This window comes from Streptomyces asoensis (genome assembly GCF_016860545.1).
GTDB lineage: Bacteria > Actinomycetota > Actinomycetes > Streptomycetales > Streptomycetaceae > Streptomyces > Streptomyces asoensis.
Map to the genome: position 1 here is coordinate 1,600,259 of NZ_BNEB01000005.1, position 14,585 is coordinate 1,614,843.

Consider the following 14,585-nt stretch of genomic DNA (forward strand, 5'->3'; position numbering starts at 1 on the left):
CCGCTAGCATGCGCGCCCATGAACGACGACGTGCGCAACATCGTCCTGGGCGTGGTCGCCGCCGGCATCAGTGCCGCGCTCGGCTGGCTGGCCCGCACCTACCTGTGGAAGCGCAGACTCCGGCGCAAGCAGGCGTTCTTCGGGCTGCCGGAGAACTCCGAGTCCCTCCTCGTCGTCAACCGGGACGCCGGCAGTCCGGACCTCGCCGTGCACCGTCACGACGTGTTCGCGCTCCTGGAACTCGCGGCGCTCATCAAGGACTGCGGGGCGGGCGCCGAGGTGGTCACCCAGGACTCGGCCCGTCAGGGCTTCGGGGAGCGCACGGAGTTCTGCGTCGGCGGCCCGGGGTCCAACCGGCGGATGGCGGCCCACATCCAGGCGATGCTGCCGGGGGTGCGCATCAACACCGACCGGGAACCCGGCCCGGACCGGCTGGCGTTCCGGATAGGCGACGAGCACTACCGGATGGACCCGGGCGTCACCGAGTACGTCCTGCTGGCCCGGCTCACCGCCGGCCGGCGTCAGGGCGGCAGGCCGGTGTTCCTGTTCTGCGGCCAGCGCGCGATCAACAACCAGGCCGCGACGCGCTATCTCGTGCGCAACCACGAACGGCTGGCCCGCAAACACGGCAACGGCTCCTTCGTCCTGCTGCTGAAGGTCGTCAACTCCCAGGCGTACGGCCCCGATGTGGTCGAACTGGTCGAGGACGTGACCCGGTCCGCGCAGGCTCCGCTGCCGCCCGAGCCAATTGTTACCGCCACGTAACTTACCGGAGGTTACCGCGTGCGGGGCCGACAGGTTACCGTCGGGTCACTTTGCGATGGCGCAGGCTGGCTCGAGGAGTGACCCGTGGGACGACCGCACCGCATGGCCCTTCGGACGACCGCCCTGGGCGCCGCCTGCGCGACCCTGATAGCCGGCGGAGTGCTCGGCCTCGCCCCCACCGCACGCGCCGCCGGCGGCGTCCGGTACGTCGACATCGCCGGGGACGGCGGGACGGTCCTCAAGGCGAACGTCGTCACGCCGGCCGACGGCACGCGCCGCCACCCGCTGATCGTGCTGCCGACGAGCTGGGGCTTCCCCCAGGTCGAGTACCTCGTCCAGGCGCAGCGGCTCGCCGACTCCGGTTACGTCGTGGTCGGTTACAACGTGCGGGGCTTCTGGCAGTCCGGCGGCGACATCGACGTGGCCGGACCGCACGACGTCGCCGACGCGGCCAAGGTCGTCGACTGGGCCCTGGCCCACACCCCCAGCGACCCCGAGCACATCGGCATGGCGGGCGTCTCCTACGGCGCCGGCATCAGCCTGCTGGCCGCCGCCCACGACCCCCGCGTGCGGGCCGTCGCCTCGCTCAGCGGCTGGGGGGACCTGATCGACTCGATCTACTCCGGCCGCACCCAGCACGCACAGGCGGCCGCCGTCCTGGACACCGTGGGCACCGTGACGGGGCACCGGAGCGAAGAGTCCCGGCGGATCTTCTCCGCCTTCTACGCCTCCGACCTGTCGAAGGAGGGGGACATGACCGCCTGGGGGAAGAAACGTTCCCCCGTCACCTACGCGGACCAGCTGAACAAGAACGGGGCGGCGGTCATGCTCGCCGGCGCCTGGGGCGACACGATCTTCCCGCCCAACCAGTCCGCCGCCTTCTACGACAAGCTGACCGGGCCCAAGCGCCTCGAGTTCCGCCCCGGTGACCACGCGACCGCCGAGCTCGGCGGCCTGTTCGGCGTCCCCAACGACGTGTGGGACGACACCGGGCGCTGGTTCGACCACTACCTCAAGGGCGAGGACAACGGCGTCGACCGGGAGCAGCCCGTCCGGCTGAAGTCCCGCACCACCGGCGGCTACGAGGGCTATTCGGACTGGAAGTCGGTCTCCGCGAACCGGACGAAGGTCGCGCTCACCGGATCCCCCACGATCCACACCGGCGTGGACTCGGGCGCGGACGGCGGGATCGTCTTCCTGTCCAGCATCCTCGACCAGGTGGCACAGCTGCCCCCGGTGGCGGCCGTCCCGCTGCTCCCCCGCCGCTGGGCCGCCGTGTGGCAGTCCGGGAAGTACGCCACCGCTCAGCGGGTGCGCGGCACCACGCGCCTGCACACCACCCTGACCCCCACCGCGGAGAGCGGCACCCTCGTCGCCCACCTCTACGACGTGGGGCCGCTCGGCCTCGGCCGGCTGGTCACCCACGCCCCGTACACCTTCCACGGGCGCACCCCCGGCACGCCGTTCGGTCTCGACCTGGACCTGTTCTCCACGGCTTACGACGTCCCGGCGGGACACCGGCTCGCCCTGGTCGTCGACACGGTCGACCCGCTCTACATCGAGCACAACCCCTCCGGCGCGCGGCTGACCTTCTCCTCGCCGGCGGACGACCCGTCGTACGTGTCGGTCCCGCTGCGCGAACAGTGATCTCCGGCCGGCGCCGGGGCGGGTGGGTTCCGCGGCCGGCGCCGGCGCTCAGTGCTCGAGGATCTTGGAGAGGAAGTCCTTGGCGCGGTCGCTGCGCGGGGCGGTGAAGAACTCCTCGGGCGTGCGGTCCTCGACGATGCGGCCGTCGGCCATGAAGACCACCCGGTCGGCGGCCGAACGCGCGAAGCCCATCTCGTGGGTGACCACGACCATGGTCATGCCCTCCTGGGCGAGCTGCTGCATCACCTCGAGGACCTCGTTGATCATCTCGGGGTCCAGGGCCGAGGTCGGCTCGTCGAACAGGAGCGCCTTCGGGTCCATGGCGAGGGCGCGGGCGATGGCCACCCGCTGCTGCTGTCCGCCGGAGAGCTGCGCGGGGAACTTGTCGGCCTGGTCGGCGAGTCCCACCCGGTCGAGCAGTTCACGCGAACGCCGGTCGGCCTCCTGCTTCTTGCGTCCGCGGACCTTCACCTGGCCGAGCGAGACGTTCTGGAGAACCGTCCTGTGGGCGAAGAGGTTGAAGGACTGGAAGACCATGCCGACCTCGGAACGCAGGGCGGCCAGCGCCTTCCCCTCCTCCGGCAGGGGCTGCCCGTCGAGCGTGATCGTCCCGGAGCGGATCGGCTCCAGCCGGTTGATCACCCGGCACAGCGTCGACTTCCCCGACCCCGAGGGGCCGATCACCACGACCACCTCCCCCCGGCCGACGGTGAGGTCGACGTCCTGGAGGACGTGCAGCTCCCCGAAGTACTTGTTGACGTCACGCAGCTCGATCAACGGATCGACGGCCATGCGCAGCCCCACTCGCTCTCAGCTGTGTCGTGGTGTCGTGGTGTCGTGGTCGCCGCAAACTACCGACCGGGAACCGGCGCCGGGGCACGACACGCATCCGCCCGGCATTAGCCGTATTTACGCTGCCCCGCTCAGTTCTCGGCCACCTCGGCGTACAGCTGGGAGAGTTCGGGCGTGCCGGTGGCGGCCCAGTCCCGCCCGGCGGTCACCACGTCGACCTCGCGGCCGGACACCAGCCGGACGACCGGCTCGCCGTCCGCCCCGATCACCCACACCGCGCCGGGAACGGTGCGCACGACGACCGTCCCCAGATACAGCCCGGCGTCGTGACCGAACCAGGGCAGGGTCTCCTCGTCCTCGCGCCAGCGGGGAGGAAGCTGGTCCAGCGCCTCCAACGAGGCCGCCGTGTCGTCGAGTCGGATGCGCTCCCGGGCGACCTGGGAACGCAACAGCTCGCATTCGGAGAGGAGTTCGGCGATCCCCTCGGGGTCATCCTCGGCCAGCACCGCCGCGCGGTACTTCTTGCTCCTGTTGCCCAGGAAAGGGATGTTCATAAGCCCAGCGTGACATTCACACCGGCGTGCGCACCACAGGCGCGCTGGCACCCGTCCGGGCCCGGGTCACGCCCGGACGTCGAGGTCCACCACGACCGGAGCGTGGTCCGAGGCGCCCTTGCCCTTGCGTTCCTCGCGGTCGACGTAGGCGTCCTCGACCGCCTTGGCGAACGGCTCGTTGCCGTACACCAGGTCGATGCGCATACCGCGGTTCTTGGGGAAGCAGAGCTGGCGGTAGTCCCAGTACGTGAAGGGGTGGTCGTACTTCAGGGGGCGCGGGACGACGTCCGACAGGCCGGCCTCGCGCAGGGACGCCAGGGCGGCGCGCTCGGCGGGAGTGACATGGGTGGAGCCCACGAAGGCGGCCGGGTCGTGGACGTCGTCGTCGGTCGGCGCCACGTTGTAGTCGCCCATCACCGCGAACGGGCGGCCGCCCGCCGCGTCCCCCGCGACGGCCGCCTTGAGCGCCTCGAACCACTGGAGCTTGTAGGCGTAGTGCGGGTGGTCGACCTCCCGGCCGTTCGGCACGTACACCGACCAGACGCGGACCGGGCCGCAGGTCGCCGAGACGGCGCGGGGTTCCTGCACGCCCTCGTAGCCGGGATCGCCGGGCAGGCCCTTGACGACGTCCTCCAGGCCGACGCGGGAGATGACCGCCACCCCGTTCCACCGGCCCGTGGCGTGGACCGCCGCCTCGTAACCCAGTTCGCGCAGCTGCTCCAGCGGGAACTGCGCCTCGGCGACCTTGGCCTCCTGGAGGCAGAGCACGTCGGTGCCGCTGCTCTCCAGCCAGGCCAGGAGCCTCGGCAGGCGGGCGGTGATCGAGTTCACGTTCCAGGTCGCGATGCGCATGCTCCACAACCTACCCGGCGGGTCCGACAACGCCGTCCCTCAGAGCGTCGCGGACGCCCCCGGCGCCAGCCGGCCGTGCTCGGCGCCGCCGAGATTGCCCAGGTGGGTGTCGTAGATCGGGCGGGCGAGGTCGGTGAGGAGGGCGTCGTGGATGTCGTAGACGCGCTGCGGCCGGACCTCGCGGACGTAGTCGATGACCTCGGCGATCTTGTTCCAGGGGGCCTGGACCGGGGCCAGCAGGGTCTCCACCGGCCGGCCGGGGACGGTGAGCGCGTCGCCCGGGTGGAAGACCCGGCCCCCGTCGACGAGGAAGCCGACGTTGGTGACGCGCGGCAGGTCGGGGTGGATGACCGCGTGGAGCTCGCCGTGCACCTGGACGTCGAAGCCGGCGGCGGTGAACGCGTCGCCGTGGCCGACGGTGTGCACCCGGCCCGGGAAGGCGGCGGAGAGCTTCTCCGCGACGGAGCGCAGGGTCCAGATCTCCGTGCCCGGGGCGGCCTCCAGGGCCGCCCGCAGCCGGTTCTCGCCGAAGTGGTCGGGATGCTCGTGCGTGACCAGGATCGCGTCCGCGCCCAAGGCCGCGTCCGCCTCGCTGAACATGCCGGGGTCGAGGACGAGCGTGCGCCCGTCCTTCTCCAGGCGTACACACGCGTGCGACTTCTTGGTGAGTGTCAGAGCCGTCATGGAGTCCATCCTGCCTCCGCCGCCGGCGCGGGGCTCACCCGGTGGGCGCCCACCGGGCCCGCCCCGCGCGGCTCACTCCGTGGGGGTCGTTTCCTCGCGGATCACCTGCTGCGCCACCTTGAAGGCGCTGCTCGCCGTGGGAACCCCGCAGTGGACGGCGATCTGGAGGAGCACCTCCCTGATCTCGTCGGGGGTCAGGCCGTTGCGCAGCGCCGCGCGGACGTGGGAGCCGAGCTCGTCGAAGTGGCCGCCGGCGGCCAGCGCGGTGAGCGCGACGCAGGAACGGGCACGCCGGTCGAGGCCGGGCCGGTCCCAGACCTCCCCCCAGGCGTAGCGGGTGACGAGTTCCTGGAAGTCGCCGGAGAAGTCGTCGGCCTGCGAGAGCTCCCGGTCGACATGGGCGTCCCCGAGGACCTCCCGGCGCACCTTCAGACCGGCGTCGTACAGATCGGGGCGGCCCATGACCTGCACCGGTTCGGGGACGGGCGCGGGCGCGATCTCCGCGATGGCCACGGGCTGCGGAGGCTGCTGGGACACGGCCGGGACCGCCCGGACCGGAATGCCCGGCACGATCGTGTGTCCCGTGCCGGAGTCGTAGGAGGGCTGCCACGCGGTCGAGAAGTGGCGCACCAGCAGGTCGGTGACGGCGGCGGGCTGCTCCACCGGCACCAGGTGCGAGGCGCCCGGTACGACGGCCAGCCGGGCGTCCGGGATGCCGGCCACCAGGGTGCGCGCCTCGGCGGGGCCGGTGACCTGGTCGTCCGAGCCGACGAGGACCAGCGTGGGCACGCCGATCGCACCGATCTCGGCCCGCACGTCGAACGCGGCGAGCGCCTCGCAGGCGGCTATGTAGCAGCCGGGGTCGGTGGTGCGCACCATCTGCACGGCCCACTCGGTGATCGCGGGCTGTGCGGCGGCGAAGCCGCTCGTGAACCAGCGGTCGGGTGAGCTGCGGGCGATCGGGTCGAGGCCGTTCGTGCGGACGATCACCCCGCGCTGGCGGAACTCGTCGGCGGTGCCGAACCGCGGCGAGGCCGCGATCAGGGCGAGCGAGGCGACCCGTTCGGGGTGCCGCAGCGCCAGTTCGACGCCGACGGCGCCGCCGAACGCGCAGCCCGCGTAGCCGAAGCGCTGCACGCCCAGCGCGTCGAGGGTGGCGAGCAGCCGCCCGGCGAGGTCGGAGACCGAACCCGCCGGGTACGCCGGGGCTCCGCCGTGACCGGGCAGGTCGAACCGGAACACCCGCCACTGCTGGGCGAGCTCGGGGACCTGACGGTCCCACATGTGCCATGTGGTACCCAGTGAGGGACCCAAGATCAGGACCGGAGCGTCTTCTGGCCCGTCAAAGCGGTATTGCAGGGTGTTCGGGGGTGTCTCACTCACGCCCCAGACCCTCTCACGTCTCACGAAATCTCACACGGCCAGGTGAACCCGGCGGCTCGTGACCCTCGCGGCGCGGCACGCCCGGCACCGCCGAGACCCTCATGGGTCCACGTACGGGTTCTTCGATGTGCACGCCTGACCGTGGGGACAGTGCGTCCTCCCGGCTCGCGCACCCTCCCAATCCCTGCGCCGCCCAGCTTCCCACCCTCGGCACGGCTTCCAGACGGTCTGATTTGCAGCAAAGCGTGTAGTGCCGTCCCCAAGGTCGGCATGACGCACCTGAAAACCTTCCGGGATTCACCGACGAACAGCGGTTGCGTCCAGGCAAGTGGTGTACGGGTTCGACCTGATCCGGGGGTTTGCTCCGGCGTTGGGATGAGGCCCGCATAGATGAACGGCCACCGGCTGATCTTCGAGGTGTCGAAGCTCGAAGGAGATCAGCACGATGACCGCACAGGACAGTCTGCCCCTGCACGCCCTCGCGGAAGACAACCTTGCCGCGGCGAGTCCCGATCTGTTGCGGGCGATGGTCAAGACGTTCGCCGACGCACTCATGTCCGCGGAGGCCGACGCCCTCTGCAACGCCGAATACGGGCAGGTCAGCGACGCTCGCGTCAACCACCGAAACGGCTACCGCCCACGCGAGTGGGACACCCGCGCAGGGACCGTCGAACTCGCCGTCCCCAAACTGCGCCAGGGCAGCTACTTCCCGCACTGGCTCCTCGAACGGCGCCGCCGGGCCGAGCAGGCCCTGATCTCGGTGGTCGCCACCGCCTACCTGCTCGGTGTCTCCACGCGCCGGGTCGAGAAACTCGCCGAGTCCCTCGGGGTCACTCAGCTGTCGAAGTCCCAGGTCAGCGCGATGGCCAAGCACCTGGACGAGCAGGTCGCCGCGTTCCGCAACCGGCCGCTGGACGCCGGGCCGTATGCGTTCGTCTGGGCCGACGCGCTCACGCAGAAGGTCCGTGAGGGCGGCCGCATCATCAACGTCCACGCCCTGGTCGCGGTCGGCGTCAACGCTGACGGCCACCGCGAGATCCTCGGCATCGACGTCGCCACCTGCGAGGACGGCGCCGGCTGGCTCGCCTTCCTGCGCTCACTGACCGCCCGCGGCCTGTCCGGCGTCCAGCTGGTCATCTCCGACGCCCACACCGGTCTCGTCGCCGCGATCGGCGCGGTCCTGCCCGGTTCATCGTGGCAGCGATGCCGAACTCACTACGCCCGAAATTTGCTGAGCCAGGTCCCGAAGTCCGCCCAGCCCTGGGTGGCCACTGCTGCGGACCGTCTTCGAACAGCCCGACACGACGGCTGTCCGAGCCCAGATGCGGCACGTCCTGGACGCGCTGGAGGCCAAGTTCCCCAAGGCCGCAGCCCACTTGGACACCGCCCAACACGACGTGCTGGCCTTCACCGCGTTCCCGCGGGAGATCTGGCGGCAGATCTGGTCGAACAATCCGCAGGAACGGCTGAACAAGGAGATCCGCCGTCGCACCGACGTGGTCGGGATCTTCCCCGACCGCACCGCACTGATCCGCCTCGTCGGAGCCGTCCTGGCTGAGCAGAACGACGAATGGACCGAGGCCCGCCGCTACATGAGCCGCGAACTCCTCGCCAAGGCCCTCCTCCACCCGATCGAGTCAGAAACCGACGAGACCACCCTGCCCACCGAACTCACCGCATAGCCTCAAAACGAGATCACCGAGTGGCCGTCGATACACCACTCCCGCGGACGTGACCTTGGCCACCTCGTGGCCAATGGGCCACGGATCTGAGATCCCCGAGCCACCTTGCTCGCACTTTTGGGTGCATCGGCCCCCGCCCGGCCGCACTGTCCGACCTGCGGGCTACGGTCGGGCCATGAGCACGCGCGCGTACGAAGGAACGTCTTGGCCGGAGCGGTCCGGGCCTTACGGCGCAGTCCTGCAGAGAGGAACACGAGCCCTCGCGCCCCCGTAACCGCCCCGTCGTCCCCGCTCGATGCGAGTGCTCGTCGTACCGGCCATCCTGCTCGTGGCCCTCCTGCGGTCCCTCGCGAGCGCATCCACTGCTCGGCCCTCGTCCGCCACGCCCCTGCCGTCCCTGACTGGTCGACCTGCCCCAGCAGCCGCCCGCCGCCGAACTGGCCTGGACCCGCGCTGGCCCCGTACCGAGGACACCCGGCAGACACCTGGCTCCGCACCCCGGCACCAGGTGGCTCCGCCGTCTTGATGGCGGCCGTCGCCACCGCCGTACTGCTCACGGCGCTCGCACGCGTCTGAAGGGAAACACGACCATGCCGGACCTCCGCGCCGAAGTTCGTGCGAAGACACTCGACCGCATTACTTCGTACCAGGGGGCCAAAGACCGCTGGAACCTGTTCCGCAGCCTCAAGAACCTCATCGAACAGGCCATCCGCGACTACGAGCACCGCGCCCTGGTGGAGCTCCTGCAGAACGCCCACGACGCTCATGACACGGGTGACTTGGGAGGCCGGGTCCTGATCAGGCTCGACCACGACGAGGGGCCGCACGGCGCGGTGTACGTGGCGAACACCGGGCGGCCCGTCAGCCGCAGCAACTTCGACGCGATCACCGACATCGCCCAGTCGGACAAGCGGCCGGAGGAGGGCATCGGTAACAAGGGGATCGGCTTCAAGAGCGTTCTCCAGCTGACCGGAGCGCCTCAGGTCTACTCCGTCTCCGAGGAAGGCGGCCGGGTCTTCGACGGCTACCGCTTCACCTTCGCCGACGAGACCTCGCTCAAGGACCTCCTGGACGGCGACGCCACTCTCGCGGCGGAGGTGGCCGCCGACGTCTTCCACCTCTGCCTGCCCGTGCCCCTGGACAGCGTTCCCGACACCGTGAACGCCTTCGCAGCAGACGGATACGTGACCGTGCTGCGCCTGCCGCTGAAGAGCGAGGAGGCCCGGGCCGAGGCGGCCGAACAGCTGACCATGCTGTCTGCCGGCCCGCCGGTGCTGCTCTTCCTGCGCCGGATCGGCTCGCTCACTGTCGAGGAGCGGCAAGACGGCATGGTCGACCGGCGCACCCTGGCCCGGACCGAGCGGGCGGACGCCGAACTCGACCGGCTCACGGTCAGTACGGTGACCGTCGGCGACGGCGGCGCCTTCGTCCTGCTCGACCGGCAGGTGGCGGCTGAGGCTTTCGGCGACGCGGTCGAACGCAGCGTGCTCGGCGACCACATCAGCGAGGGATGGCGCGACTGGCAGGGAGACGCCCGGGTCACGCTCGCGATTCCTGTCGAGGAAGGGTTGACCAAAGGACGCCTCTACACTCACCTGCCGATGGGCGAGCAGGCCGTTGCCCCCCTTCCGGCCCATGTGAACGCGCCCTTCTTCGCGAAGCTGGCCCGCGTGGACCTCGAGAAGACGGTCCCACTCAACGACTTCCTCCTGGACGAGCTGGCTCTCCTCGGGGCCGAGACGCTCCTCGCCTGCTCCGCCGGGACCCTGGAGCTCCCACCGACCCTCTGTGCGGACCTGCTGAGCTGGGACGCATCTATGTCCGACCGGCTGTCCCGGGCCTTCAAACGCCTCGGACACGACGTCGGCACCGCCCCGATCATCCCCCTGGCCCCGGGCGCGCGGCCGTGGGCCTCCCTCACGGAGGCCCGGCTCTGGGACGACAAGGACCGGACCCTGTTCACGACCGACCGGCTGAGCCGGGACGCGGACGCCGTACTCGTACACCCGTCCGTCACCGGGCAGCGTGCGGCCCGGCTCGAGAAGGCCGTCGCCACGCTCGTCGGCCGCTCACCCCGGCCGTCGGATGAACTACTGGCGAAGTGGGCCGAGAGCCTGGCGCGCAGCCTCGCCGACGCGCCCTTTCGGCCGGAGTTGTGGGCCCGCTTCTACGACGAGCTCGCCGGCTGCGTCGAGCGGCCCCGCGCACTCCAGGGCCGCCGCATCCTCATGGACGACGACGGAAAGCTCCGGCTGTGCAACGCGGCCGACGGCAGGGTCAGGCGTGCCACGGCCTTCTTCTCGCCCAGAGCGGACGGCGAGGAACAGGCAGGATCCACGGAGCAAGGCCCCCGCCTTCCACGGTCGCTGCGCCACCGGGTCTACTTCGTGTCGCGGAACATCCCGTGGAAGAACCGGCTCGGCAGCATCACGATCAAGCAGCGGGGCCGCCGGATGCTCGAAGACGGCGGTCTGGTCAACGAGTACCGCGCCGACGAACTGCTGGCACTGGTCGCCCGCTCCCTTCAGGACAAGCCCACGCCGGAGCTCGCGGCGGAGGTCCTCGCCTGGGCCTTCCGGCTCTCCAGGAGCGACACAGCACCCTGGCGGGACATCCAGGCCATGGGGCTGCTCGTGCCCGGCGCCGACGGTGTGTGGATACCCGCCTCGAAGGCCCTGCTCTGTGCCGAGTGGGGCGGAGAACGAGCGAAGCTGCTCGGAGAGCTCATCGACCGCGCGCAGGATGTCTCGGAGGAACTCGCGGTGCTCCGGGGCCGCTTGACCGCACCCCCGGAGCACCAGGCATTCCGGGGCGCGGACCGGGCGGAGTGGCGTGCCTTCCTCGGGCGTCTGGGGGTCGGCGCGGGGCTCTGCCCCGAGCCTGTGCCCCGCTCCACCCTGCGGGCGGACGGCCGTCACTTCACGGACGGCAGGCCCCCGACGATGTCCCTGCCGCAGGCCACCGCGGAAGTCTGGCTGCGCCATGTGGAGAGGGAACCCCCCACGGATCGGCGGCCGTACACCGAGTACGTGGGCCAGACTCCTCTGTATCGGCTGCCCGGCCAGGACGACCACCACCACCTGTCCGACGCCGCGAAGCGGGTGTATGCCCGGCTCGTGGCCGCCGGTTGCTCCGAGTGGGCCGCCGATGCCCTCCACGTCACCGTGCGGCGCTACAACGACCGGTGGGACTCCTTCAACCTTCCCACGCCGGTGACCGCCTTCCTCACCGAGGCCGAGTGGATGCCCGTCGCGTCCCCGCGCGAGCGCGCCGACTGGCGCTTCGTACGGCCTGAGGCCGCCTGGACGCACGGGGACGAGGCCGCCCCGTCGTTCGTCCCCCTGCTGCCCTCGGCGCTGCGCCGTGCGTTCCAGGCGAACGACCGTGCGGTCCGTCGCGCAAGAGGCTGGGGACTTGAGCTGTGGGACTCCCCGGAGACCGCCGCGCGTCGGGTCCGCGAGCTCACCGAGCTCTTCCGCGACGGCGCCGTCCCCGAGACGATGACGGCCGCGTTCCGCCGGGCCTACGAGGACGCCTGGGCGGAGTGCGCCCAGACGCGCCAGGACCCCTACCCCCAGGGCTCGGAGGCGGCGGTCGTCGTCAGCCGGGGCGGTCGGCTCGAAGCTGTCACACTCGCCGACGACACGGACTCCCCGAACACCGTGGATCACCTGTACGTGGAGGACACCGACGCACGCCAGCTCGTCCAGCTCCTCGAACAGCGCGGTGCCCCGTTGCTCCGCATGCGCAACATGCACGGGGGCGCGGTGGCCGCGCTCCTCCAACGGTGCTTCGGCTCGCGCGTCCGGAGGATCTCCCGAGCACGAGTCGAAGTCCGGGTGGACGGAGAGGCGTTCCACGCCGGGACCGCGGGCGACCCGCTGATCACGACCGAGCGCGACTGGCTCCTCACCCTCGTCGCGGCCGTGATCGACCTGCGCGCCAGCCGCTTCCGCCGCCCTACCGCGGAGTCCGTGCGCCGCGGTTGCACGATCGCCAAGCGCATCCAGATCGTCCACGCCGGCGTCCTGACCTCCGTCGTGGACGAGATCGCCGAGCGGCCCGGCCACGGCGGCAGACGGTGGCTGGCCGTCCCACACCAGGACACCCCGACTCTCCTGCTTGAGGGGCCCAGCCAGGGCGAGGAGGACCTGCTCCAGCGGTCCGCCGCGGGGATCATGGAACTCCTCCACCACCCCGAACTCGCCGACACCCTCCGCATGGCCCTCCTCGACCTGAACACGGCCGGCTGGGGCCCGGGGCAGAGCCCGGACGCCGACGCGATCGCCGACGTCCTGGGCGAGGACCGGGCCCGGGTGCGCGAGATCACCGCAACCCTGCGACAGCCCCTGGACGCCCTCCTGGACATCCTCGTGCCACTGCTCGCGACACTCGACCTCGAAGCGGCCCACGCCCTCCTGTCCAACGACGAGGCCCTCGCCTCAGAGACCGAACTGGACCGCTGGCTCGCCGCCCGGCTGACGCCGACGGACCACCGGACGCTGCGGGCGGCGGCCCGCCACCTCGACCTGGACACCGCCCGCAGGGCCATGTCGCTGTCGCTGCGCGAGCTCAACGCCGCGATTGCCGCCCTCGGTTCGACCTACCGGCCGCTGCGCAACGCCGAGGGCATCGAGCAGGAGTTCCGGCACTTCGTCGCCGGCCGGCGACGAAGCATCCTGGACGCGCTGCGGGTCGGCTTCCTGGACGCGTTCCGGTCCGGAGCCCCCCTGACCTCGTACGCCGAGAACCGGAATTTGACCGGACTCGTGCCGGACACCGCCTGGGCGGACGAACACCTCCATCTGGAGACCGCCCTCATGCAGGCGCACGTCGACCGCTGGCTCACAGAACTCGGGGCACCGCCGCTCGGTACGGACGCGGGGCTGACGCCCGTGGATGAACTCCGGCTGACCAACCGGCCCCTCCTCCTGGAACGGCTGAAGCGCGCACGGGCCCTGATCCACGCGTGGGAGGCCGCGCACGGCGAGCCCATCTCCGGCCTCCCGGGGGACCCGGAGAACCTCACGACCGAGGCCACCGCCGCCGGGCTGCTCGACTTTTTCCCGCTCGACGACGCCACGACGCTGCGCTGGCTCCGAACCGTAGACCGCTGGCCCGCCGCCGTCCCGCTCGCCCTGACACCCGGAGACCTCGGCCTGACGGCTGGTCAGCTGGCCGACGCCGAACGGCAGGAGAAGAGGGAGCGGCGGCTTCGGCAGGAGGAGCGGCGGCACATCGTGGTGGACCGCACGAGGATGTCGGCGGAGGAGGACAACTACCACGCGATCGTGGAGGCCGTACGGGGCGGCCTCACCCCCGAGTTCCTCGGCTCCGCGGGCGACGCCCCGCTCGTCGCACTGGGCCGGCAGACAGAGCGGCGCCCCGGCGCCGGGCGCCCCGGATTCTCCGCTGGCCGACGGGGCAAGCTCTCCGACACACAGGCGCTCGCGGTCGGACTCGCGGGGGAGGTCGCAGCCCTCGCCTGGCTCATGAACCGGTACGACGCCGTGGACGAGAGCGCGTGGGTGTCGGGCTACCGCAACAAGGTCCTGGGTGACGGCATGGGCGACGATACACTCGGCTACGACCTCATCGTCGAGAGGAAACGGTCGAGCCTGCTCTTCGAGGTGAAGTCCTCGGCCGGAGGCGAGGGGGAGTTCGTCCTCTCGCCCACCGAGATTGCCCGGGCGCGCTCCCTGAAGAAGCGAGAGACGTACCACATCCTGTACGTCTCCCACGCCCTCGACGCCGACCTGCGGAAGATCCACCTCCTACCCAACCCGCTCCACCCCCGGTCGGCCCACTTCTTCCGCTCGGTCGGCGAGGGCCTGCGCTATAGGTTCCAGCTGTCGCGGACGGGGGAGCGCCGGACGGGGACCTGAGCGAAATGAATGCTTGGCAACCCAATCCAGTCGGGCCAAGTCAACGCACTGATCGCGACCAACCCGGCTGTCAAATGACAACTGCGTGGTCCGGCGTTGTGGCGTGCGCCAGCCTCATGTGGGCAGGGGGCCAGCCAGTTGTCGCTTGGTCGGTCCATCCAGTCCGAAGTCCCATGTCGAGGATTTGGACACGGTCGTGAGACTGAACGGCTGGACACGAGCATGAGACTCCACAAAAGCCGCAGTTCGGAGTCCCTTCATAGGACGTGAGCCGCGAGATCCTACATGAGCAAATTCGGATGATCACGAGCACTGGGGACAGTCAGTAACGGCCGTTCGCG

At 70.9% G+C, this 14,585-nt stretch carries 8 protein-coding genes and 1 pseudogene; 4 read left to right on the top strand and 5 right to left on the bottom strand.

Annotated elements, in window-relative coordinates; genetic code table 11:
* Window positions 1–18: 18 nt before the first annotated feature.
* Both Saso_RS30000 and Saso_RS30005 read left to right on the top strand, forming a co-directional pair.
* Entirely contained in the window at window positions 19–765 is a 747-nt protein-coding gene (locus Saso_RS30000) for a hypothetical protein (RefSeq protein ID WP_189925695.1), read from the top strand.
* Window positions 766–867: 102 nt separating this feature from the next.
* Window positions 868–2,412, top strand: a complete 1,545-nt coding sequence (locus Saso_RS30005) for an alpha/beta fold hydrolase (protein WP_189926010.1) — start codon at window positions 868–870, stop codon at window positions 2,410–2,412.
* Between the two features lie 48 nt (window positions 2,413–2,460).
* On the opposite strand, the gene Saso_RS30010 is transcribed toward Saso_RS30005, so the two are convergent.
* The 5 genes from Saso_RS30010 to pcaDC form a co-directional block, all read right to left on the bottom strand.
* Complete coding sequence (locus Saso_RS30010; RefSeq protein ID WP_189925693.1) at window positions 2,461–3,204, bottom strand: amino acid ABC transporter ATP-binding protein; 744 nt, start codon at window positions 3,202–3,204, stop codon at window positions 2,461–2,463.
* Window positions 3,205–3,335: 131 nt separating this feature from the next.
* Window positions 3,336–3,758: a DUF6278 family protein gene (locus Saso_RS30015; protein ID WP_189925691.1), complete on the bottom strand. Its 423-nt coding sequence runs from the start codon at window positions 3,756–3,758 to the stop codon at window positions 3,336–3,338.
* Between the two features lie 66 nt (window positions 3,759–3,824).
* Window positions 3,825–4,610: an exodeoxyribonuclease III gene (locus Saso_RS30020; protein ID WP_189925689.1), complete on the bottom strand. Its 786-nt coding sequence runs from the start codon at window positions 4,608–4,610 to the stop codon at window positions 3,825–3,827.
* Between the two features lie 39 nt (window positions 4,611–4,649).
* Entirely contained in the window at window positions 4,650–5,285 is a 636-nt protein-coding gene (locus Saso_RS30025; protein WP_189926008.1) for an MBL fold metallo-hydrolase, read from the bottom strand.
* Window positions 5,286–5,366: 81 nt separating this feature from the next.
* Window positions 5,367–6,677, bottom strand: coding sequence for a bifunctional 3-oxoadipate enol-lactonase/4-carboxymuconolactone decarboxylase PcaDC (gene pcaDC / locus Saso_RS30030; RefSeq protein WP_189925688.1), 1,311 nt, complete (start codon window positions 6,675–6,677; stop codon window positions 5,367–5,369).
* A 445-nt stretch (window positions 6,678–7,122) separates the two neighbouring features.
* Here pcaDC and Saso_RS30035 point away from each other — a divergent pair.
* Together Saso_RS30035 and Saso_RS38985 are read left to right on the top strand one after the other, a co-directional pair.
* Window positions 7,123–8,359 (top strand): annotated as a pseudogene (locus tag Saso_RS30035) (IS256 family transposase).
* 590 nt (window positions 8,360–8,949) lie between these two features.
* Window positions 8,950–14,244, top strand: a complete 5,295-nt coding sequence (locus Saso_RS38985) for a sacsin N-terminal ATP-binding-like domain-containing protein (protein WP_189925686.1) — start codon at window positions 8,950–8,952, stop codon at window positions 14,242–14,244.
* Window positions 14,245–14,585 lie beyond the last annotated feature (341 nt).

Excerpts from the sequence above, each read along its gene's own strand:
- Saso_RS30000 (WP_189925695.1), top strand. The coding sequence starts at position 19 with ATGAACGACGACGTGCGCAACATCGTCCTGGGCGTGGTCGCCGCCGGC.
- Saso_RS30005 (WP_189926010.1), top strand. The coding sequence starts at position 868 with ATGGCCCTTCGGACGACCGCCCTGGGCGCCGCCTGCGCGACCCTGATA.
- Saso_RS30010 (WP_189925693.1), bottom strand. The coding sequence starts at position 3,204 with ATGGCCGTCGATCCGTTGATCGAGCTGCGTGACGTCAACAAGTACTTC.
- Saso_RS30015 (WP_189925691.1), bottom strand. The coding sequence starts at position 3,758 with ATGAACATCCCTTTCCTGGGCAACAGGAGCAAGAAGTACCGCGCGGCG.
- Saso_RS30020 (WP_189925689.1), bottom strand. The coding sequence starts at position 4,610 with ATGCGCATCGCGACCTGGAACGTGAACTCGATCACCGCCCGCCTGCCG.
- Saso_RS38985 (WP_189925686.1), top strand. The coding sequence starts at position 8,950 with ATGCCGGACCTCCGCGCCGAAGTTCGTGCGAAGACACTCGACCGCATT.